We start from the raw sequence: 21,358 nt of genomic DNA, 5'->3' as shown, positions 1-21,358 counted from the left end.
CCTGGTCGAGCCCCCAGGATCAGCGGACGTGGAGAGCGACATGCGCAGCATCGGGGAGATGGCCCGGGCCAGCGGCCTGACCGTCAGCGCCCTGCGGTTCTACGACGGCGCCGGCATCCTGGTGCCCGCCGTGGTCGACCCGGAGACCGGCTACCGCTGGTACGCCCAACACCAGCTCGAACCCGCCCGCCTGGTGGCCCGCCTGCGCCGGGTCAACCTGCCGCTGGCCGAGATCGGCCTGGTGCTCCGGCACTGGTCCGAGCCGGTGGTCGTACGCCGGCTGCTGGACGGGCACCTGCGCCGACTGGAAGCCGGTCTCACCGATGCCCGCCGTGAACTCTCCCGGGTCCATGCCCTGCTCGACCACGAGGAGAACCTGATGACCGGATCCACCCACCTGACCCTCACCCGCGCCGGGCTGGCCGCCGGGCTCGACGCGGTCCGGTTCGCCGTCGGCGACGACCCCGAGTTGCCCGTACTCGGGTCGGTGCTGTTCGAGATCGAGGAGTCGGTGCTGCACCTGGTGGCCACCGACAGGTACCGGCTCGCGGTCGCCGTGGCGCCGGTGAGCGTGGTCGACGGGCCGGGCCGCCGGGTCCTCGCCCCGGTCGCCTTCGTCGACCAGGCCCGGAGCCTGCTGGCCGGGGCGCGCTCCGGCACCGACGAACCGGTGACGGTGGTGCTCGGCGGCTCCGAGGTCGGTATCCGGGCCGGCGGGCTGACCGTGCAGGGCGAACCGCTCGACTACGACTTCCCGGACTACCGGCGACTGCTCGGCGACCGGCTCGGCGGGGACCGGGGAGTCAGGGTGACCGTGGACGTACCGGCCCTGCGTGCGGCGCTCACCGCCGCGAACACCACCACCGTGGTACGCGAGTACGACGGCGTCCCGTGCGAGGTGGCGATGCTGGCGGTGGGCGCCGACGGGTCGCTGGCGGTGCTGGATCCGGACCGGTCGCCGGCCGAACCGTCGGGCTCGGGCGCACCGGCGGGGGTGGACGGCCCGTCCGGGTCGATCGGGGTGAACCGGGAGTTCCTGCTGGAGGCGCTGGACGCGGGTGGCCGGGGGCAACTCGTACTCGACCTGGACGGGCCGATCCGGCCGCTGCTGCTGCGGCAGCCGGACGACGAGCGTTCGTTCTCGCTCCTGATGCCGATCCGCCGCTGACCCGCGTACGGGGTCGGTGGCGGTGGCGGTTCAGGCAGACGGCGGTGGTTCAGGCGGAGAGGCCCCGGTACCGGCGCATCCGACGGCGGTGCTGCCAGAAGTAGCCGGCGGCAACGGCGAAGAACGGCACGGTGACCAGGGCACGGATGACATCCCCCGTGCTCCGGTCACCGAGCAGGAGCAACACCACCTGGAGCAGCGCCAGTACGACGTACACCCAGGGCACCCAGGTCTGGGCGGGGCTGCGCGCGATCAGGTCGCGGGCCAGCAGGTCGATCCGGGCGTCGTCGCTGTGCCCGGCCCGGATCGCCCGGTGCACCGCCCGCCGAGTCTCCGGGTCGGCGCCCAGGATCAGCGGCGGGTCGGTTCTGCGCCGCTGCACCAGCCAGACGACGCCGGTCAGGGCCGAGGTGACCAGGGCCACGCCGACCCCGATCAGGATCAGGTTGACGGGCGGTGTGTCCCCCAGGGCGACCAGGCCGCCGATGATGATCGCCAGGCCGGCCAGCGGTCCGACGAGCAGGATGATCAGTCCCATCCTGCGCCCCAGCCGATGCCGGGCGCGTTCCCTCAGTTGAAACCGTCCGACGTTGGCCTCTGTCCCCGTCATGGCGCCCACCTCCCGTGACAGCCGGAGATACCCGTCTATCCCCCGTTCCAATCCAGGCGGGGCGGGGCCGCCGTACGCGGCCCGGCCCCGAACCGGGGTTCAGCCGAGCTGGTCGGTGCGCTGGTGGGCCAGGTAGAGCACATAGGAGATCACCGCGGGGGCGCGTACGGCCGAACGCGGCGGGCTGATCAGGGCCACCTGCTCGTAGCTGAGCAGGGTGCCGGTGTCCGGGTCCAGCACGGCCAGGTCGCGGGTGGCACCGGCGTCGCTGTCCACGCTGACCGCGACACCCGTCCTGCCTGCCCTGTCCACCACCCTCCCCCGGTACACCAGCCCGTTCGTCTCGGTCAGCACGTTCAGTACGGCGGCGCGCAAGGCGGGACTCATCTCGTGGAATCGGTACAGGTCTGCCACCGCCCGGATCACGGCCTGTGGGCCGTTGCTGAAGGGTTCGTGCGCGGACAGTTGTCGGGTCAGCACCGCCGGGTCGGTGGCCGGGTCGTCCACGACCAGGGCCATCTCCCCCGGGCGGTAGTCGGTGCGGGCGAGGTTGGCGTCGGAGCCGGGTGGCGGCCCGTCCAGCCACTGCGCCGCGTCCGTGTTGCCCGCCTGTGGCGGCAGGGCGGTGATCTCCTCCCGGCCGGACCCGTCCTCCGCCCACCACAGCCGCTCGTCCTGGGCGATCACCGCGTTCGCCCGGTCCGGGTCGCTGCCGGTGTCCTCGATCGACCAGGTCTGGCTGTGCTGGTACGTGTAGCGCCCGGTCCCGGCCGTCTCCTCCAGCCCGGCGGTCCGTTCCGCCAGCTCCCGCAGCCACGGGGCGGCCGGATCGGCCGGACCGGGAAACTGGAGCCCGAGCGCGGCCGGCGCGACGGCCATCGCCACCACGGTCCGCTCACCACGGCCGGCAGCCCCATCCGGCAGCGCGTTGACCAGCACCAGCGCGGTGATCCCGAGCACCACGGCGGCGGCCGGGGCGACCAGCCGGAGCCGTACGCCGGGCCGGCTGGTCGCCCGCCACCGCCCGTCGACCCGGCGCTGGTCGACGAGCCGCCGCAACTCGGCCGCGCTGCGCCTCGGCGGCCCGATCTGCTTGCCGCGCATCGGGTCGTTCGCCTCGACCAGCCGCCGGACCAGCCGCTCGGTCTGTTCGTCGTGGTGCTCAGCCATCGTTGCTCTCCCCCGCGCCTCGGCGACCCGCTCCGGTGAGCATCGGGTCGGCGGTCCCCACCATCCAGCCGCGCAGCCGGCTCAGTGCCCGGGAGCGTCGCTTGCGTACGGTCGCCTGCCACAGGCCGAGCGCGTGGGCGATCTCGGCGGTGTCCAGGCCGTCCAGGTAGGCGAGTTGGAGCACCTCGCGCTCGGCCGGCTTGAGCTGTCCCCAGACCCGCCCGAGGTCCAGCCGGTCGCAGACGGTCGCGCTCTCCTCGCCCTCGGCCGCACCGGCCACCACCTCCATCACCTCCATCTCGACCAGCGCCATCGGGTGCCGACGGCTCCACCGCCGGTGGTTGCGCAGGTGGTTGTTCGCGGTGGCGAACAGCCAGGCCCTCGGTTCGTCCGGTACGTACGACCGCCGGTCCCAAGCGGTCATGAAGGTCTGCTGTGCCAGGTCTTCCGCCTCGCCTTCGTTACCGCCCAACGCACGCGCCAGCATCCGGACCACGTCCGGCCAGAATCGCCGGTGCAGTGCGTCGTGCCACGCCTCGTCCCGGCCGCCGTTGCCGCCCACCGACTCTCCTCGAGGGATCGATGCCTCTCGCCAGCCGGCACGGACAGCACCGGCGACGATCTATGTCGTTCCTCCCACCATGAATATGTCCGTACGGGCGCCGATGTGACCGTCCTGGTCAGGCGGCATCGGCACAGAATCCGACGGATCGTGCGTCGGCTATCCGACAAATGACCGATCTCGACCCGGAGAAACGGCCATGACCTGCGAGAACATGAAGATGAATCGTGACAAGTCATTCACCGTCATCTTTGCCACAATATGATGAAGGTCGGATCCGGGCTCCGACCGATCTCCCTCACCGCACGGAATCCCGTACCCGAGGAGGCTGCCATGGCAACCACCCCCCGCCAATGGAGCAGATCGGCCACCGTCATGGCCACGATCATCGCGATCGTCGCCCTCATCGCCGCCGCACCCCCGGCCACCGCCGGACCATCGGACGGCCCCGCCTCATCCACCGCCGTACAGGTCGACATCGACAAGCACCTGGCCGCGTATCCGGGCGGCCGGCAGATCGGCCCCACCGAGCTCAGCTATGCCGGTGGCAAGTTCGTGCTGACCTTCGAACCGCCGGTCGGCACCCTGGCCAGCCCGAACTGCGAATCGGGCTGGTTCTGCTTCTACGACCGGGTCAACTACGGCTACCCGCGCGGGCGGCTGTCCGACTGCGGCTGGCAGGACCTGGCGAGCTACGGCTGGCACGACCGGACCGAGTCGGTGCACTTCAACATCTCGATCGGGTCGGTCTCGTACCTCAACCACACCACCGCCGGCCACGGCGGCGACCCGTACCTGTTCTCGGTCAGCGCGAGCATTCGTACGGACAACGACGTGTCGCCGTACCGCAACATGGCCGATCACGTGAACCGTTACTGCTGACCCGGATTCCAGCGACGTGCGGCACCGCCACGGGGGTGGTGCCGCACGGCCGGACTACTTCGGGTCGGTCAGCCGCAACGCGAGCGCGGGACACATCCGTACCGCCTTGCGGGCACCGGCTTCGAGCCAGGTCGGCACCGGCGTGGGCGGGAACGACGGGAACCCGTTGCCGTCCAGCCGGATGAACTCCGGCACCACGTGGGCGCAGAGCCCGTGCCCGTCGCACCGGGACCAGTCCACCGTCAGCCGGCTGGACGACACCGTCTCCGGACTCGCGGGCAGCCCCAGCACGCCCTTCACCCGCCGGCCGCACCCGTCCCGGGTGGCGTGGGCGGCGAGATCCTCGGCGAAGACCTCCATCGCGGAGGTGGCGAACCGGGAGGTGCCGTCCGGGTGGCTGCACGCGCCGCGTCCGCGTACCGCACCGGCGGCGGCCCGGACGACGTCGGCGGCGGCGGTGCCGGCGACGATCAGGTCCACCGACCGGGCCAGGTCCGGCAGGCCGAGCCGGCACGGTCCACACTGGCCGGCGGACTCACCGGCGAGGTACTGGACCACCTGGGCGACCTCGCCGAGCGGACAGGTGTCCTGGCCGAGCGGGATCATGATGCCGGCGCCGAGGGTGCCGTTGACCGCGGCGAACCCCTTGCGGGAGATGACCGCCTTGGCCGCCGCCTCGGCGGTGATCCACCGGCCGTGGTAACCGCCGGTCAGCACACCCGGCCCCTCGGGCACCTCGCAGAGCCGGAGGATGTCGGCGAGCGGCGTACCGGCGGGGCATTCCACCACCGCGGGCCGGGCCGCCGCGCCGGTCACCGTGAGCAGCACGGTGCCGGGCTCGTCGTCGGTCCCGACCGCGGCATACTCGTACGGTCCGAGCCGGGCGGCGATGGCGAGCTGGGCGTACGTCTCCGCGTTGGACAGCAGGGTCGGCATGCCGGCGACACCCGAGTCACTGGCCCGCTTCTTCACCCCGGGCGGGATGTGCGCCTCGCCGTTGATCCCCTTGACCAGCGCGCCGCCCTCGCCGGAGATGAACCGGTGCGGGACGGTGACGATCCCGGTCGGCACCGGCATCTGCCGTTCGGCCAGGGCGGCGGCCAGCGACGCCTCCCCGATCCCGTCGTCGGCGACCCCGATCACGATCTCGTCCGCGTCCAGGGCGTACGCGACCATCGCCGCCCCGTCCAGGATCAGGTGCGGGGCCCTGGTGAGCAGGACCTTGTCCTTCCAGCTCGCCGGCTCACCCTCGGTGGCGTTGACCACCACGACCGGGGCCAGGGCCTGCTTGCGGGCCGAGTCGAGTACGGCCCGGACCTTGCGGGCGAACGGGAAACCCGCACCGCCCTTCCCCTTGAGCTGCATCTCCTCGGCGAGCTTGATCAGCCCGTCGACCGACAACCACTCCAGCTCACCGTGTACGTCCTCGTGGGCGAGCAGGTCCAACCGGCCGTACTCGCTGAAGCCGGCGGTCAGTCGGGGCGGGCCGAAGGTGGCGACCGGGGGCACGGTGGCCCTGCTCACTTGGCCTCACCCCGCAGTTCCCGCCAGTACGCCTCGTCCACGCTGTCCCCGGCGCCGCGCTTGCGTTTGCCCGAGCGGCCCGAGCCGTCCCCGCCGGCCTTCCGCAGCGCCCGCCGCAGGTCCAGGTTGACCAGCGTCGGGGTGTCGTCGGTCACCGGTGCCGGATCGCCCGTTCCCCGGCGCGGCCGGTAGTCCAGGTCGGCGTCCTCGTCGTCCGCCCCTCGCCGGGGCCGGTAGTCGAGATCGGCGTCGTCCTCCGCCTGCCGGCGCGGGCGGTAGTCCGCCTCGGCTTCGTCGTCGGCACCCCGGCGCGGCCGGTAGTCCAGGTCCGACTCGTCCTCTGCCTGCCGGCGCGGGCGGTAGTCCAACTCGACCTCCGGCTCCGCCCCCCGGCGCGGCCGGTAGTCGCGGTCGGCGGTGTAGTCCCGGTCAACGTCACGCTCGGCGGTGTAGTCGCGGTCGGTGGTGTAGTCGTCGCGCTCGGCGTCGCGGGACCGGCGACCGGTGTCGCGTTCGGGTCGGCCGCTGTCGACGTAGTCCCGCTCGTAGTCACGCTGGATGTCCCGCTCGGAGCGGCGGCGGCTGGTCGGGGCGGAGTCGGTTTCCGTACGCGCGGACCAGCGCCGCCCGTACCGGGGGCCGTCCGCGGCAGGTTCGGCTCCGACGGTGCCCGGCTGCGGGACCTCCGGTACGACAAAACGGCTCGACCGGCGGCCGGGAGTGCCCTCGGCGGCGGTACGGTCGGGACGCGCCCGGCGCCCCGCCCGCTCCTCGGCCCGGCCCACCCGCAGGTTGCCGGCGCTCTCCGGTTCGGCCCAGCTCACCCGTACGTCGCTGCGCAAGGTCGAACCCGCGAGGTTGGTACGCGACTCGGCACCGTCGCGTACGGCCTTGCCGATCGGTTTGATCGAGCCGGTGGTCATGCCCTGGTCCTTGCGCTTGCGGCCGAGGCTGACCGAGAGCCGGACCAGCAGCGCGACGATCACCAGGAAGACGCAGAGCAGGTAGCTCAGGGTCACCCAGGCGGCGGGCTGGCGGCCGGCGTTCAGGCCGTGGGTCAGCGCGATCGGCCAGGAGGCGTACGCGGTGCTGTGCAGCGCCCGCCACATCCACGGCTTGCCCCGGTTGACGAAACGGGCCCGGATCAGGCCGGTCCAGAGGGTGGCGGCCATCAGGTACGCGGCGATCGTGCCGAGCCCGACGTAGAGCCCGCGCTGCGAGACGAACGGAATGATCGCGTCGACCGGTGCGGCCCGCCCACCCGAGACCTTGGTGAGAATGTGCAGGCCGAGGGTGGTGACCGCGATGACGCCGGTGGTCCGGTGCGCGGACTGGAGCAGCACCCGGTGCCGGACCAGCAGCACGATCCGGTCGGTGGCCAGCAGGCCGGCCATCACGGTCAGGCTGAGCGAGACCAGGGCGACCACACCGGCGTAGAACTCGAGGTAGACGTAGCTGTAGACGTAGAGGACCTGGCCCGCGGCGGTGAGCATGGCCAGGGCCCAGGCGCCGGCCAGTACGGAGGCGCCGAGCACCGCGATCGCACCCTTCGACCGCGGCGGTCCGCCCCGGCTGGTGACGGTCCTGGGGCCGGCGGGTCGCTGGATCTGCTGTATCCGAGCCATACGCTCCTCGATCTCCCACCCAAGCTCTTCCGTCACGTCATACGTAGGAACGGGTCGAGCGGATGAGTGGCTGACGCGATTTCTTCTCACGATCGGCGGGCGGGTGCCGGGGCCCGAGCGAGCCATCGGCCACCGAACGACGAGACTTACCAAATGGGGCGAGTTCACCACGTACAGTTGCTGTGTGCCTTTTGTCCCTTCGGAACCGCCGGCTCCGAGTCGGACGCGTGCGCGTCTGCTGCTCTCCGCTGGCCTCCTCGCGCTGCTCGGCGGCCTGGTCGCGCTGACCCTCGTGATCACATCGGGTGCCGGTCCGGACCGGGCCAGCCGGCCTCCGGTCGCACCCGATCCGACGGTGACACCGGCTTCGGCCGGTCCGGCGAGCACGACGCCGGCAAGCACCGAGCCATCGATAACCGCGATACCGCCGCCGGCCAACCTACCAGTGGTCGACTACGATGCGGCACCCGGCGGTTTCCCGGCGGACCCGGATCCGATGTCGACCGTACGGCTGGGTGAGGGGCTGCGCCCGACCGCCAGGGTCGGCGCGTACGACGCACCCGGTGGCCGACCCCGGGCCTTCCTCGCACCGATGCTCGCCGGGGTGCCGTTGACCGTGCCCATCGTGGAACGCCGGTCCGGCTGGGCCGCCGTCCTGCTCCCCTCGGCGAACCGGACCGTGGCGTGGGTGCCGCCCGGCAACTGGACCACCGTCGCACTGCGCGACCTGCTCGTCGTGGAACGGAAGACGTACAAGCTGACCTGGCTGCGCGACGACAAGCCGGTCCAGACCTGGCGCACCACCCTCGGCACCCGTGAAACCCCGACCCCGCTGGGGCGTACGTTCCTGCTCGGCCGCTCCAGCCTGATCGGCCGCGTCTACGCGGACACCGACGTGTTCGCCCTCGGCGCGGTCCCGGACGACCCGGACGCGGTGCCGGCCGGCCTGCGCGGCGCCCACATCGGACTGCACACCTGGTACAACGACGACGACCTGGGCACCAACGTCACCGACGGTTGCATCCGGATCACCCGCAGCGGGCAGCGCAAACTGCTCGACGAACTCGATCCCGGCACCACCCTCGTGGTGGTGGACAAGCTTCCGGCCGCGACGCCCGGCCCCCTCACCACGCAGTAGCCGCAGGCCCTACTGGTCGTCGGTTGCCACCGGTGAGGTGGTCAGTGCCGAGGTGATGGCGGAGGCGCTGGCGACCACGGCGGCCCGGTGGCGGCGCAGGCGTTCCGCCTCGTCGGCCCCGCCGATTGCGCGGACGGTGGGGGCGATGGTGGTCCAGACGAAGGTGAGGTTCATGACGAGCAGGAGCAGGTCGACCGCGGTCGTCTCGTCGGTCCCCCGCGCCTGCCCGGCGGTGAGCAGCGCCTGCGCCTTGTCCCGGTACGAGTCGGCCTCGGCCGTCGACACGTCGGCACGCTCCAGGAACTTCCACTGGTTCAGGCGAACGAGTTCCGGGTTCACGACGAGGTGGTCGAACAGCGTTCCGGCGTACCGGGGCAGGTCGTCGGGGAGGAACGGGACCGCGTCGGCCAGCGAGCCGAGCCGGTCTTCGAGCATCGCGTCGAAGAGACCGTCCTTGGAGCCGAAGTAGGCGTAGATCGCCTGCTTGTTGGCGGAGGCGACGGCGGCGATCCGGTCGACCCGCGCCCCGGCCAGCCCACGCTCGGAGAACTCCTCGAAAGCCGCGTCGAGCAGTCGCTTGCGGGTCGCCGCCGAGTTGTACGCCACCCGCCCATGTTAGCAATCCAACTGGATGGTTGACTCTCGGCCTCGGCCCGTGGCATGGTTTAAACCATCCGGATGGATTGAACAGCCGATCGACGCCGTTATATCCCCGTCGTAGCCAGGGAGTCCGCAATGTCCCGTATCACCACACCCTTCGACGCCCGGTCGACCGCCTCCGAGGTGATCGAAGGCGTCAACCTGACCGGCAAGCGTGCCGTCGTCACCGGTGGCGCCTCCGGCATCGGCCTGGAAACCGCCCTCGCCCTCGCCACCGCCGGTGCCCAGGTGACCCTGGCCGTACGCAACACCGAGGCGGGCGAACGCGCCGCCGCCGACCTGCGTACGGCCACCGGACGCGACGACGTACGGGTAGCCCGGCTCGACCTGACCGACCGCGCCACCATCGACAGGTTCACCGCCGACTGGACCGGCCCGCTGGACATCCTGGTCAACAACGCCGGGGTGATGGCCCTGCCGGAGCTGGCCAGGACCCCGGAGGGCTGGGAGGCGCAGTTCGCCGCCAACCACCTCGGTCACGCCGCCCTGACCCTGGGCCTGCACGGTGCCCTCGCCGCCGCACCGGCCGCCCGGGTCGTCGTGGTCAGCTCGGCGGCGCACCTGATGTCCCCGGTCGTCTTCGAGGACATCCACTACACCGCCCGGCCCTACGACGGCTGGTCCGCGTACGGCCAGTCGAAGACGGCGATGGTCCTGTTCACCGTCGCCCTGGCCGAGCAGTGGGCCGCCGACGGGATCACCGTCAACGCACTCCACCCCGGCGGGATCGTCACCAACCTCCAGCGCCACCTGGACGACGCGCAGTTGCGCTTCGTCGGCGCGGTCGACGAGCAGGGCAACCGCCTGGAGGTCCCGCCGGGCTGGAAGACCCCGCAACAGGGCGCCGCCACCTCGGTCCTGCTCGCCGCCTCCCCGTACATCGAGGGCGTCACCGGCCACTACTTCGAGGACAACAACGAGGCCATCCCCGCCCCCGACCCGGCCGGCATGGTCGGCGTAGCCCCGTACGCCGTCGACCCCACCCTCGCCAACCACCTCTGGAAAGAAACCCTCCACCTCCTCGGCCACTAACCCCCGTCCCCACCGCACCCCCGCCCCCACGCCCCCACGCCCCACCCGCCCCGCCCCGCCCCGCCCGGAACCCGCGACGATCTTGCACTTGTGGTGGTTCATAAACCCGGACGAGTACCGCAATTCGAGGCACCACAAGTGCAAGATCGGCGAGGCGAGGCGAGGGCGAGGCGGGGCGGGGGCGGGGCGGGGCGAGGGCAGGGGTTAGGTGTCGGTGCCGAGGGCGGTTACGGGGCTTACTCGGGAGGCGCGGCGGGCCGGGAGTAGGCCGGCTACGGCGGTCAGGGCTACCAGGGCCAGGAAGAGGGCGGCCAGGGGTAGGGCGGGGAAACGCAGCGGGGCGTTGGCGCCGAGGGCTTCGATCGAGAGCCAGGCGTACGGGACGCCGAGCAGGAGACCGAGCGTGGCGCCGATCAGGCCGTAGAGGCTCGCCTCGGTGGTGAGCATGAAACGCAGCCCGCCCCTGGACAGTCCCACCGCGCGGAGCAGGCCGGACTCGCGTACCCGCTCGACCACGGAGAGGGCGGTGGTGGCGCCGACACCGACAACGGCGATGAGCACGGTCAGTCCGACCAGCCCGACCGCGATGCCGAGCAACGTGTCGACCAGCCCGTTGATCTCGTCGCGCTTGTCGGCGAGCACGGTCAGGCCGAGCCCGGTGCTGCCCTCGGTCACCTGTCGCAGCGCCTTCTGGGCTGCGGTCCGGCCGTCCTCGCCCGAGCGTGCCGCGTCGGCGAGCAGCCCGGCGTAGCCGGCCGGGGCACCGAGCCGGTCGAGGTCGGCCGGGTCGAGCACCACACCGGACATCAGCGGGGTGGCGCCGGGCAGGACGGCCGCGACCCGTACGTCGATTTTCCGCTGTTCGCGGGTCAGGGTGATCGCGTCACCGGCGCGCAGGCCGGTGTCCCAGGTGACGTAGCCGGCGAGCACCACCCGGCCGGGTCCGAGGTCGGCGACCCGACCCGACCGTACGTCGAGTTTGCGCACCTCCGGCAGCCCGCTCAGGACGAGGTCGGTGGCGTCGAGCAGCTCCCCGCCACCGCCGACCGGTGCCGGATCGCCGGTACGGCTCAGCACCAACCCGTCCAGCCGACGGTACGGCGTCAGGTTCCTGATCTCGCCGCGCCCGCGTGCCGCCTCGACCACTCCGGCCGGCAGGGTCGTACCGGCTGCGGCCGTCACCTCGAAGTCGGCGGGTGCGCTGACGGCCAGTTCCCGTTCGCCGAGCACCCGCATGGACTCCCCGCCGACCAGGACCCCGGCGATCAGGGTCACGCCGAGCGCGACGACCACCGAGACCGCGGCGGCCCGCCGGGGTGCTCCCCCGATGCCGCCGACCGCCAGCCGCCCGACCGGACCGAGCCGGCGCAGCGGCCAGCCGACCAGCCACAGCACCGGCCGGACGAGTACCGGGCCGAGGGTGACCAGGGCAAAGAAGGCCAGCGTGCCGGAGACGACGATCATGAGCAGGGGCATTTCCGGGTTGTAGTTCTCCGGCTCCGGGCCGGGTAGCCGGGTCACCACCAGCCCGGCCAGCAGCGCCGCCCCGGCGGCCAGCAACAGGCCGCCCACCAGCCGGAGCACGCCGATGTCGCGCCGACCGGAGGTGGTGCTCGCGGCCCGCAGGGCCTCCAGCGGGGCGACCCGTGCGGCGCCGAACGCCGGTGCCAGGACCGCGACCAGGGTGACGATGGTCGCCCCGGCGATCACCGCGAGCGCGGCGGCCAGCGGGAAGCCCGGCGACGACACGGTCAGGTCGAAGGCCCGCAGGACCGCCGGCAGGGCGTGGCCGAGGGCGAGGGCGATGGTGACGCCGACCGTACCGGCGACGAGTCCGGTGAGTGCGCCCTCGACGGCGAGCGCCCCGGCGAGCCGGCCCCGGCTGGCCCCGATCGCGCGGAGCAGGGCGAGTTGCCGCATCCGCTGGGCGAAGACGATCCGGAAGGTCGAGGTCGCGACCAGGGCGGCGGCGGCCACGGCGATCGAGATGAACATGCCGACCAGGGAGAAGACCACGCTGAGCCGGGCCACCGCCATCTTGGCCTCGGCGGTCCGGGCCTGGGCACCGGTACGCACCACCGGGCGCTCCGGTTCTGCCACAGCGGCGAGGATGCCCTCGACCTGGGTGCGTACCGCCGCCGGTGAGGTGCCGGGGGCGAGGCGCAGGTCGACCTGGCCGAGCAGGTCCGTACCGCCGAGCGCGGTCGCGAGCAGGTCCGGGGCGTACGCGTCCTGACCGCCGTCGCTGTCGGTCTCGACCACACCGGTGACGGTCAGTTTGACCGGGCCGGTCGGTGTCCCGCTGGCGGTGGTGGTGACCGTGCCGACGGTCAGCCCCATCCGCTCGGCGGTACGCGGGGTGACCGCGATCTCGTTGGCCGCGTCCGGGTAGCTGCCCTCGACGATCCGGGTCAGCGCGAGTGGACCGGTGCCCGGATCGGCGTGCAGCCCGAGGTAGCCGCTGCCCGACTCACCCAGGGCGAGTCCGCTGTTCAGCCGGCCGGCGGCCTCGGCCACACCGGGCAGTTCCCGGAGTTTGCGGAGCACGTCGACACCGACCGGGGTTCCCTCCGGGTCGCCGACCACGAGGTCGGTCGCGGCCGGGGTGCTGGCGGCGGTGGCCTCCACGGTACGCGAGGTGATCTGCTGGGCCAGTACGGCGGCGAACACGACAAACGACGCGACCAGTACGGCCAGCCCGGTCAGCAGCAGCCTGCTCGGGCGGCGGGCGACCCCGCTGAGCTGGGTACGCAGCACGGTGGCCCTCATCGGGTCGCCACCAGCCGGTGCAGGGCCTCGGTCACCGAGGCGTGGTCGGGGCGGGCGAGGTCCCCGGCGATCCGCCCGTCGGCGAGCAGGACCGCCCGGTCGGCGTACGCGGCGGCGGTCGGGTCGTGGGTGACCATGACGATCGTCTGGCCGAGGTCGCGTACGGAGTCGCGCAGGAAGGAGAGCACCTCGGCGCCGGAGCGGGAGTCGAGGTTCCCGGTCGGTTCGTCGGCGAAGACCACCTCGGGGCGGGACACCAGGGCACGGGCCAGGGCGACCCGCTGCTGCTGGCCGCCGGAGAGTTCACTGGGCCGGTGGCTGAGCCGGTCGCCGATGCCGAGGACGTCGACCAGGTGGGCGTACAGGTCCCGGTCGGGGCGCTGGCCGGCGAGGTCGAGCGGGAGGGTGATGTTCTGCGCGGCGGTGAGCTGCGGCAGCAGGTTGAACGACTGGAAGACGAACCCGATCCGCTCCCGCCGTACGGTGGTCAGCGCCCGGTCGGACTGCCGGGTCAGGTCGGTGCCGCCGAGCAGGGCCTGACCCGAGGTGGCCGAGTCCAGGCCGGCGAGGCAGTGCATCAGGGTCGACTTCCCCGAGCCGGACGGGCCCATGATGGCGGTGAACTCGGCCCGACCGAAGCCGACCGTGACCCCGTCGAGTGCCCGTACGGCGGTGTCGCCGCTGCCGTACACCTTGACCAGGTCGACCGCGGCCACGGCGGCCCGGGACTGGTCCGGCGGGGCGACCGGGGCGGCGTGGTGCTGGGAACTCATCGATCCTCCAGTGGCTGTCCAACAACTCCGCAGGAAGCTTCGCCGTCGGCCACCGGGTGGCACATCGGTCCGGAGCCGGGTTCGGGCGGCGGCGGGTCTGACTTTCGGCCGATCTGCCGCCGCCGCCCGCTGGCTACGCTGGGTCACGATGACGACCCCTCGACTCGGACACGTGTGGTTCCGGCTGGGCCAGCTCGCGGCGCTCGCGCTGATGGCCCTGCTCGGGCTCTTCGACCTGTATGTCGGCCTGATCCGGGGGCGGGAGTCGAGCAACAGCGTGCTGACCCTGCTCGGGGTGGCGACGGCGGTGGCGACGGCGATCGTCTGGCTGCCCGCGCATCCGCAGGGTTCGCGGCGGCTGCCCCGGGCGGCGCTGGTGCTCGCCGCCGCCTCCGTCGTGCTCACCCTGGTGGTCAGGATCGCCGATCGCCCTCCGGGCAGCGCCGCGAGTTGGGGCTTCGCCGAGACCTGCGGGCTGCTCGGGGTCCTGTTCGTGGTCGCCCGCCGGGGGGCCGCCCGGTGGGCGCTGGCCGGGGTGCTGGGCACGGGTGCGGCCCTGTTCGTGCTGCCGATGCGCAGCACGACCGGCAGCGGTTACGTCATCGCCGGGCTGTTCCTGGCCCTCTGCGCCGCCGCCACCAGCGCGGGTGGGACGTACCTGCGGTTGCTGGACAACGGGCGGCAGCGGGCGATGGCCACGGTACGGGCCGAGCAGCGCGCCGAGTTCGCCCGCGACCTGCACGACTTCATCGCCCACCACGTGACCGGGATCGTGGTGCAGGCGCAGGGTGCCCGGTTCATCGCCGAGCAGGACCCACAGCGGGTGATCATGGCCCTGGAGCAGATCGAGCGGGCCGGTGCGGAGACGATGACCTCGATGCGGCGGATGGTGGGGATCCTGCGCGATCCGCAGGCCGGACCGGATGCGCCGCTGGCGCCGCTGGCCGGGGTGGCGGACCTGACGCCGCTGCTGGCCCGGTTCAACAGCGCCCCGACCCCGGTGGCCCGCCTGCACGTCGACGGGACCCTGGAGGACATCCCGGTGGAGGTCTCCACCTCCGGTTACCGGGTGGTCATGGAGGCGTTGACGAACGTACGCCAGCACGCGTCCGGGGCCCGGTTGGTGGACGTGTCGCTGCGGCGTACGCCGGACTGGTTGTTGGTCCGGGTGACCGACGACGGTGCGGCGCAGCGCGTGCCCGGCCAGCGCGGACACCACGGGTACGGTCTGGTCGGTCTGACCGAGCGGGTACGGGCGGTCGGCGGGCGCTTCTCCGCCGGTCCCGGCATCGACGGCGGCTGGGTGGTGGACGCGGCGCTGCCGCTGCGGCAGGGGGTGACCGGGTGATCCGGGTGATGATCGCGGACGACCAGGCGATGGTCCGGACCGGCTTCGGGATGATCATCGGGGCTCAGCCGGACATGGCCCTGGTCGGCGAGGCCGCCGACGGCGTGGAGGCGGTCTCCCTGGCCCGGCGGTTGCGGCCGGACGTGGCCCTGCTGGACATCCGGATGCCCCGGATGGACGGGCTGGAGGCGCTCCGGCTACTCGCCGGCCCCGGCGTCGCCGACCCGGTCAGGGTGGTCGTGGTGACCACGTTCGACCTGGACGAGTACGTGCACACCGCCCTGCGCAACGGCGCCTGCGGATTCCTGCTCAAGGACTCCGGCCCGGCGTTGCTGGTCGAGGCGGTCCGGGCGGCGGTCTCCGGTGACGCGCTGATCAGCCCGTCGATCACCGTACGGCTGCTGGAGCACCTCAGTCCCCCGGCGCCGGCCCGCGACGACGCCGGCCTGTCACCGAGGGAACTCGACGTGGTGAAGCTCGCCGCGCGGGGGCTGACCAACGCCGAGATCGCCGCCCGGCTGTTCATCGCGGTCGGCACGGTCAAGACCCATCTCGGCAGCGTGCAGATGAAACTCGGTGCCCGTAACCGGGTGGAGATCGCGGCCTGGGCGTGGGAGCGGCGGCTGCTCGGCTGACGTGTCGGCGTCCCGGCATCCTGCGATCCGGCACCCGACCCGGCGCCCGGCTGGGATCATCCGAGGGAGCCGCTGGGGACGTTCTCCCAGCTCATCCGGGGTGGAGGAGGGGCGCGATGCCCGACGACCAGATCCTGAGCGAATCCGCGTTCCACGCGGTGATCAACGCACCGATGGAGCGGGTGAACATCGCCGACTGGCTGTTCAACCTGCCCGAGGCGGAGTACCAGCGGTGCGCCCCGCCGGACCACATCGCGGCCGGCTACACCACCACCGACGACGGGCGGGCGATGTCGATCAACGTGGAGCAGATCGGTGACGGGCTGGTCATCCAGCACTACGTCGGTGACCCGGCCGGTCCGCACCACTGCCGGATGGTGTCGCTCTCCGACGTGTACAGCCCGGGTGGGCGTACCAAGATCAGGGTCATCTGGGACCTCAGCGTCAAACCGATCGACGAGGGACGCTGCGAGTACACCAACAGCGTGGTCTCCCTGACCACCCCCGAGTTCCTGGACTTCATCGACCGGCAGGGCCTCACCCTGCAACAGGCCGCCGCGGCCCGCCAGGTCGCCTCGGCCGACCACAACAGCCGAGAAACCCCGCTGTACGCGAAGAGCATCGAACGCCGGGCCCTCGCCGCCTGCTGACCCGCCAGGGGAAGGAACCACCATGAGTACGCCCGACCCGTCGACCTTCGACCTGGCCAACTCCTTCACTCCCGGAATCGCCGCCCTGGTCGCCGATCCGCTCTACAGCAACGTGTGGACCGATCCGGCGTTGAGCCCGCGCGACCGGAGTCTCGCCACGGTTGCCGTACTGGCCGCGTTGTACCGGCCGGACGAGTTGCCCGAGCACCTGCACCGGGCGATCAACAACGGGGTGACCCGGGACGAGATCGCCGCCCTGCTCACCCACGTCGCCTTCTACGCCGGCTTTCCCGCCGCCATCTCCGCCTCCGCCATCGCCGCCCGCACCCTGCCCACCTGACCGGTACCGCGACCGCACCCGCCCGCGCGCTACGGCAGCCAGCCGTGCTCGTACGCGGTCCGGATCGCCTCGGCCCGGCTGGTCACCCCGAGCTTGCCGACCGCGGCGGCCAGGTAGTTGCGGACCGTCCCGTTCGACAGGTGGGTGTGCCGGGCGATCACCGCGACCGGGGTGTCCTGCTCGGCCAAACGCAGGACCTCCAGTTCACGCGGGGTCAGCGGGCACTCCGGTGCGGTCAGCGCGTCGGCGGCCAGCGCCGGGTCGACGTACCGCCCGCCGCCGTGCACCCGCCGGATCACGTCGGCCAGGGCGCCACCGGGCGAACCCTTCGGCAGGAAGGCCTTGGCCCCGGCGGTCAACGCGACCTGGAGATGCCGGGGCCGCCCCTGCCCGGTGAGGATCACCACCGCGCAGTCCGGCAGCACCCGACCCAGCTCGGTGGCCACGCCCAACCCGTCGAGCAACGGCATCGCCAGGTCCACCACGGCCACGTCGGGCCGGTGGGCGAGCGCCGCCCGTACGGCTTCCCGCCCGTCCGCGACCTGGGCGACCACCTCGATGTCGCCCTCCAGGCCGAGCAGCGCCGCCAGGGCGACCCGGATCAGTTCCTCGTCGTCGGCGAGCAGGACCCGGATCACGGGACCGCCCGGACGGTCGCCTCCAGGGTGAACACCCGCCCGTCCCGCCGGGTACGCAGCGCCCCGCCCGCGTCCGCGAGCCGGTCGGCCAGCCCGCGCAGCCCGTAGCTGTGCCGGTCGGGTCCGGCGTCACCGGCACCGTCGTTGACCACGGTCATCCGTACCTCCTGCGGGTCGATCCGGATCTCGATGGTGCACCAGGTCGCGGTGCTGTGCCGGAGCACGTTGGTGCTCGCCTCCCGCAGCACCGGGACGAGCCGGGTCGCGGTCTCCGGCGGCAGGTCCCGGTCGGGGTGGCTGACCGTGCACCGCACCCCGGACGAGGCGAACACCTGCTCGATCGCGGCGAGTTGGTCCCGCAGCCGCACGCTCCGGTAACCGTGTACGGCCTCGCGTACCTCGGTCAGCGCGGCGGCGGCGAGGCGTTGCACCTGCGCGGCCTCCCGACCGGCCCGTTCCGGGTCGACCGGTGCGAGCCGGGACGCCAGTTCGGCCTTGAGCGCGATCACCGTGAGGTTGTGTCCGAGCAGGTCGTGCACGTCGCGGGCGAAGCGCAGCCGTTCCTCGGTGACGGCGAGCCGGGCCAGCGCGGCCCGTCCCCGCTGGGCCTGCACCAACAGGTCCCAGAGCCACACCTGGAGGATGCTCATCCCGGCAACGGTCACTGCGAGGACCAGGGTGATGACCAGGTAGTCGACCACCCGCGAGGCGGGGCCGTCGGTCCAGCGGGCCACCCCGGCCGCGACCACCAGGGCGGCCACGGTCACCACGGCGGCGGCCCGTCGACGCAGCAGCAGGGGCGCCGAGCCGGCGATCGAGCCGCCGATCCAGGCCCAGGTCGCCCACTGTCCGCCGCCGACCGGTCCGACCAGCGGTACGGAGAGGACCGACGTCACCGCGTACGCGGCCAGCAGGCGGCGCCGGAGGCGTTCGGTGACCCACGGGGTGGCCACCACGTAGAGCGCTCCGGCCTGGGCGACGACGAAGGCGAGGATCCCCACCGCGCCGAGCATCATCCACAGTGGACGGGTCTCGTGGAGCAGGCCGATGCCGGGCATGACCAGGCTGCTGAGCAGGATGACGGCGAGCGAGGCCAGGGTGGCGTACCAGGCCCGCCGGAGTCTCGGGTCGGCCCCCGCCATCTCGACGTCCATCGCCACGGGATGTCAGGCGTTGCGCGGGTGGTTCCTGGCGGTCCGCTCGTTGCCCCGGCGGTAGTTGCCGGTCCAGCGGGCCATCACCTGTTGCGGGTCGCCGTCCTCGACCTCGGCCAGGAAGTCGGCCGCCCGGCCGCCACGCAGCGTGGTCGCCGGTCGACCGTGGTGGGAGATGACGACCACGCCGCCGGCCCGGGTCGTGTACGCGAAACCCTCGGGTACGCCCATGCCCGCACCCTGCCACGACAGCCCGATCGACGCAGCCCGGTTTCACCGCCGGGAGCACCGCCACCGTTCGTTGAGTCGGCCAGCGGACAGTTCTCTCTGACGATCTGTCACAAACCATAAACTCACGGTGATCGCTCAACTACCCATCGAAGGTTTCGGTTGGGAAGGTGCCATGCATGAGTTAGCGGAAAAGAACAAGTACGTCGCGTTCCTGTTCATGAAGATCAGTCCCGAGTATTTCGCCCTGGGCCGGGACGGCATCCACGAGGTCTCCGCCGGACATGCGCGGGACATGGGCAGGTACGCCAAACTACTGACCCACGTCGTGTGCAGCGGTGTCGACGCCCGCTACGACCAGGTCACGATGGTCGAGGCGGACACCCTGGAGGAAATCCACGCGGCGGCGACGGATTTCCGGATGGGCGCCAAGGCCCGCTACATCGAGATCGTGGACATCGTGGTCGGTATGAAGGCTCCGCCGCGCGGCCTGGCGAAACGCGCCGCCGCCGAATAGGAGCGAAAACTCACCGCGGGCGGCAGGCCGGTTCGTCGCGCCGGGGCGGCGAGCCGGTTCCCGTGCCGGCGACCGTGCATTCCGCCGGTCGCCGGTACGGGAAACCACTCGGTACGGGTCAGCCGAACAGCCGTCGACCGGGTCGCCCCGGCCCGGCATGATCATTCGATGCTCTCGTCCTGGTCGTGGTTGCGAAGTCCGCGACTACTCGTGCCGCTCGCCGGATTCGCCGTCATCGGTGTCATCGTCGTCGGTGGGGAGGTCGGGCAACCCACGTGCTCGGTGGCGGACCCCTGTCTGCCGAGCCGGTCCGCCTCGACGTTTTTCGGCCTGCTGTTCGGCTCGATGCTCGTCGTCTATCTCCACTGGCGTACCGCGGCCTGGTCCGCGGTCGGCGCGACGGTGGCGTTCCTGGTGGCCGACTTCCTCGACCCGACCATGCCCTGGTGGACCTACCCCGTCGTCTTCGGCTACGCCGCCCTGTTCTGGTATCTCCCCGGATCGGCCCGGTGGGTCGCCGGGTCCGCCCCCGCGTCGACCGTGCCCGTGTCGGACCACCGGCCGGTGCCCCGGCCGACCCGGGTGCCGGTGCTCGGCCGGCACTGGCTCGCCCTGATCGCGGTGCTCGCTGTCGGCGCAATCGGCATGGGCTGGTGGGGACTGGCCGAACAGGACCGCAGGGACGCCCAGCAGCAGGCGGCCCGGGTGATGACCGGGGTGGTGCGGGAGCATCGCGACGGCTTCACGGCAGGGGTCGCGTTCCCCGACGGGAGCCAGGCGAACGTGGACGTCCTCGACGCCGACGACTACCCCGTCGGCAGCACGATGCAGTTCTACGTGGACGGTCACGGCCTGGTGCAGCCGGTCAGCGAACCGTACGACGCCGCCGGGTGGCTCACCCTCGCGGCGATCGTCGCGGCCTTCGGCACCGCCCTGGCGATGCGTACGGTCGAGCGCAACACCGCGCTGCGCCGGCTGTTCGGCGAGGCGCAGCCCGTACGGGCGGTCGGTGCGCTCGAGGAGGAAGGCAACGTGCTCGTCCTCCTGCCGGGCCCCGGACCGGGTCGGACCACGCTGGTAACCGTTCCCGCGATCCACGCCGAGCCGCCCGGCGACCCGGAGCCGGACCCCACACCGAAACAGGCAGTCCTGTACGGCGATCCGCGCCCGGGGCACTGGTGCGCGGTGGAGGTCGACGGCCGGATACGGCTGCCCCGGAACCCGGTGCGTGCGCTGAAGGAGATCCCGGTCCACCCGGTCACCGGTGAACACTCGGCCGAGGCCGACGAACCACCGGTCGACCTGAGCCTGCTCACCGAGGCGGATCGCCGTGCCTCCCCCGGCGACCTGCGGTTCCACCGGTCACACCCGCTGATCGGCTGGGCCCGGGCGCTGGCTTCCGTGGTGGCGGTGTTGGCTCCCGCCGGGCTGCTGATCACGGGCCCGCTCGACTCGCTCTTCCTGCTCGATTCCCTGTCCCTGCCGGGGGCGTTCGCCATCGCGGCACCCCTGACGGCGCTTCCGCTCTACCACGGCTGGCGGCGCCACCTGCGTGCGTACCTGTGCTGGAACGCCGGCGGACTGGTGATGGTCACGGCCTGGCGGGTCCACCGGCTCACCTGGTCGGCGGAGCTACGGGTGGACGGCACCGGTTCGGAGGTGTCCGTGCTCGACGACGAGAACGGGTACGCCCTCACCGTCACGGCGCGACAGTGGATGCGGTTCCCGCCGCCAGCGTCCGGCGAGCGGACCGCCGAGCAGTTGCGGCACGCGCTGCGCCACGCCCGCGAGCAGGCCGTACGCGGTGGCGGGACAGTCCCCCCGCCGGTGGCCGAGGTGCCCCGACCGCCCTTCGCCGCGCTCCTGCTGTGCTGGGCCGTGCTGGTCCCCGTGGTGGCCGCGGTGCTCGTCCACGGGTTGTGAGCGACCGCCGCG

At 72.4% G+C, this 21,358-nt stretch carries 21 protein-coding genes; 10 read left to right on the top strand and 11 right to left on the bottom strand.

The features are described 5' to 3' along the window. Positions 1-40: 40 nt before the first annotated feature. On the top strand, positions 41-1,168 hold the full coding sequence (locus OIE47_RS22235; protein WP_326563196.1) for a DNA polymerase III subunit beta family protein: 1,128 nt from the start codon (positions 41-43) through the stop codon (positions 1,166-1,168). 49 nt (positions 1,169-1,217) lie between these two features. Here OIE47_RS22235 and OIE47_RS22230 read toward each other — a convergent pair whose 3' ends face one another. The 3 genes from OIE47_RS22230 to OIE47_RS22220 form a co-directional block, all read right to left on the bottom strand. Next, entirely contained in the window at positions 1,218-1,778 is a 561-nt protein-coding gene (locus OIE47_RS22230; RefSeq protein WP_326556460.1) for a hypothetical protein, read from the bottom strand. A gap of 99 nt (positions 1,779-1,877) precedes the next feature. Further along, positions 1,878-2,948, bottom strand: coding sequence for a CU044_5270 family protein (locus OIE47_RS22225; RefSeq protein ID WP_326556459.1), 1,071 nt, complete (start codon positions 2,946-2,948; stop codon positions 1,878-1,880). Beyond that, positions 2,941-3,510, bottom strand: coding sequence for an RNA polymerase sigma factor (locus OIE47_RS22220; RefSeq protein ID WP_326556458.1), 570 nt, complete (start codon positions 3,508-3,510; stop codon positions 2,941-2,943). Before OIE47_RS22220 ends, OIE47_RS22225 begins: the two co-directional genes overlap by 8 nt. A gap of 333 nt (positions 3,511-3,843) precedes the next feature. On the opposite strand from OIE47_RS22220, the gene OIE47_RS22215 reads away from it, so the two are divergent. Next, positions 3,844-4,392, top strand: coding sequence for a hypothetical protein (locus OIE47_RS22215; RefSeq protein ID WP_326556457.1), 549 nt, complete (start codon positions 3,844-3,846; stop codon positions 4,390-4,392). A gap of 54 nt (positions 4,393-4,446) precedes the next feature. Here the strand turns inward: OIE47_RS22215 and OIE47_RS22210 are convergent, their stop codons facing one another. Next, positions 4,447-5,916 (bottom strand): ferredoxin, encoded by a 1,470-nt coding sequence (locus OIE47_RS22210; protein ID WP_326556456.1) that lies wholly within the window; start codon positions 5,914-5,916, stop codon positions 4,447-4,449. Next, entirely contained in the window at positions 5,913-7,541 is a 1,629-nt protein-coding gene (locus OIE47_RS22205) for a hypothetical protein (protein WP_326556455.1), read from the bottom strand. The genes OIE47_RS22210 and OIE47_RS22205 overlap by 4 nt, the downstream gene beginning before the upstream one ends. A gap of 445 nt (positions 7,542-7,986) precedes the next feature. Between OIE47_RS22205 and OIE47_RS22200 the strand changes: the two genes are divergently transcribed. Beyond that, positions 7,987-8,679, top strand: coding sequence for a L,D-transpeptidase (locus OIE47_RS22200; protein ID WP_326556454.1), 693 nt, complete (start codon positions 7,987-7,989; stop codon positions 8,677-8,679). A gap of 9 nt (positions 8,680-8,688) precedes the next feature. Here OIE47_RS22200 and OIE47_RS22195 read toward each other — a convergent pair whose 3' ends face one another. Continuing rightward, positions 8,689-9,285, bottom strand: a complete 597-nt coding sequence (locus OIE47_RS22195) for a TetR/AcrR family transcriptional regulator (RefSeq protein ID WP_326556453.1) — start codon at positions 9,283-9,285, stop codon at positions 8,689-8,691. Positions 9,286-9,414: 129 nt separating this feature from the next. Between OIE47_RS22195 and OIE47_RS22190 the strand changes: the two genes are divergently transcribed. After that, entirely contained in the window at positions 9,415-10,371 is a 957-nt protein-coding gene (locus tag OIE47_RS22190; protein WP_326556452.1) for an SDR family NAD(P)-dependent oxidoreductase, read from the top strand. 204 nt (positions 10,372-10,575) lie between these two features. On the opposite strand, the gene OIE47_RS22185 is transcribed toward OIE47_RS22190, so the two are convergent. Together OIE47_RS22185 and OIE47_RS22180 are read right to left on the bottom strand one after the other, a co-directional pair. Continuing rightward, positions 10,576-13,140, bottom strand: a complete 2,565-nt coding sequence (locus OIE47_RS22185) for an ABC transporter permease (protein ID WP_326556451.1) — start codon at positions 13,138-13,140, stop codon at positions 10,576-10,578. Further along, the gene (locus OIE47_RS22180; protein WP_326556450.1) at positions 13,137-13,913 is read right to left on the bottom strand and encodes an ABC transporter ATP-binding protein; all 777 of its coding nucleotides are present in this window, start codon (positions 13,911-13,913) and stop codon (positions 13,137-13,139) included. Before OIE47_RS22180 ends, OIE47_RS22185 begins: the two co-directional genes overlap by 4 nt. Before the next feature lie 148 nt (positions 13,914-14,061). Here OIE47_RS22180 and OIE47_RS22175 point away from each other — a divergent pair, with 148 nt between their 5' ends. From OIE47_RS22175 to OIE47_RS22160, 4 genes are all read left to right on the top strand, one after another. Then, positions 14,062-15,261 (top strand): sensor histidine kinase, encoded by a 1,200-nt coding sequence (locus tag OIE47_RS22175; protein ID WP_326556449.1) that lies wholly within the window; start codon positions 14,062-14,064, stop codon positions 15,259-15,261. Then, positions 15,258-15,896, top strand: a complete 639-nt coding sequence (locus tag OIE47_RS22170; protein ID WP_326556448.1) for a response regulator transcription factor — start codon at positions 15,258-15,260, stop codon at positions 15,894-15,896. Before OIE47_RS22175 ends, OIE47_RS22170 begins: the two co-directional genes overlap by 4 nt. A gap of 116 nt (positions 15,897-16,012) precedes the next feature. Then, complete coding sequence (locus tag OIE47_RS22165; RefSeq protein WP_326556447.1) at positions 16,013-16,546, top strand: hypothetical protein; 534 nt, start codon at positions 16,013-16,015, stop codon at positions 16,544-16,546. 22 nt (positions 16,547-16,568) lie between these two features. After that, positions 16,569-16,886, top strand: a complete 318-nt coding sequence (locus OIE47_RS22160; protein ID WP_326556446.1) for a carboxymuconolactone decarboxylase family protein — start codon at positions 16,569-16,571, stop codon at positions 16,884-16,886. Positions 16,887-16,915: 29 nt separating this feature from the next. On the opposite strand, the gene OIE47_RS22155 is transcribed toward OIE47_RS22160, so the two are convergent. Genes OIE47_RS22155 through OIE47_RS22145 form a run of 3 tightly spaced genes read right to left on the bottom strand, consistent with a single transcriptional unit; the run spans position 16,916 to position 18,909 of the window. Then, positions 16,916-17,524 (bottom strand): response regulator transcription factor, encoded by a 609-nt coding sequence (locus tag OIE47_RS22155; protein ID WP_326556445.1) that lies wholly within the window; start codon positions 17,522-17,524, stop codon positions 16,916-16,918. Continuing rightward, positions 17,521-18,678, bottom strand: coding sequence for a sensor histidine kinase (locus tag OIE47_RS22150; RefSeq protein ID WP_326556444.1), 1,158 nt, complete (start codon positions 18,676-18,678; stop codon positions 17,521-17,523). The genes OIE47_RS22155 and OIE47_RS22150 overlap by 4 nt, the downstream gene beginning before the upstream one ends. A 12-nt stretch (positions 18,679-18,690) precedes the next feature. Then, complete coding sequence (locus tag OIE47_RS22145; RefSeq protein WP_326556443.1) at positions 18,691-18,909, bottom strand: hypothetical protein; 219 nt, start codon at positions 18,907-18,909, stop codon at positions 18,691-18,693. A 172-nt stretch (positions 18,910-19,081) separates the two neighbouring features. Here OIE47_RS22145 and OIE47_RS22140 point away from each other — a divergent pair, with 172 nt between their 5' ends. Both OIE47_RS22140 and OIE47_RS22135 read left to right on the top strand, forming a co-directional pair. After that, positions 19,082-19,423 carry a hypothetical protein gene (locus OIE47_RS22140; RefSeq protein WP_326556442.1) on the top strand — a complete coding sequence of 114 codons (342 nt, stop codon included), beginning with the start codon at positions 19,082-19,084 and terminating at the stop codon, positions 19,421-19,423. Positions 19,424-19,591: 168 nt separating this feature from the next. Next, the gene (locus OIE47_RS22135) at positions 19,592-21,346 is read left to right on the top strand and encodes a hypothetical protein (RefSeq protein WP_326556441.1); all 1,755 of its coding nucleotides are present in this window, start codon (positions 19,592-19,594) and stop codon (positions 21,344-21,346) included. Positions 21,347-21,358 lie beyond the last annotated feature (12 nt).

Origin of the sequence: Micromonospora sp. NBC_01796 (assembly GCF_035917455.1) — a bacterium.
Lineage (GTDB): Bacteria > Actinomycetota > Actinomycetes > Mycobacteriales > Micromonosporaceae > Micromonospora_G.
Note: the sequence above shows the minus strand (reverse complement) of the source record. Positions and strands in the feature narration are given on the sequence as shown.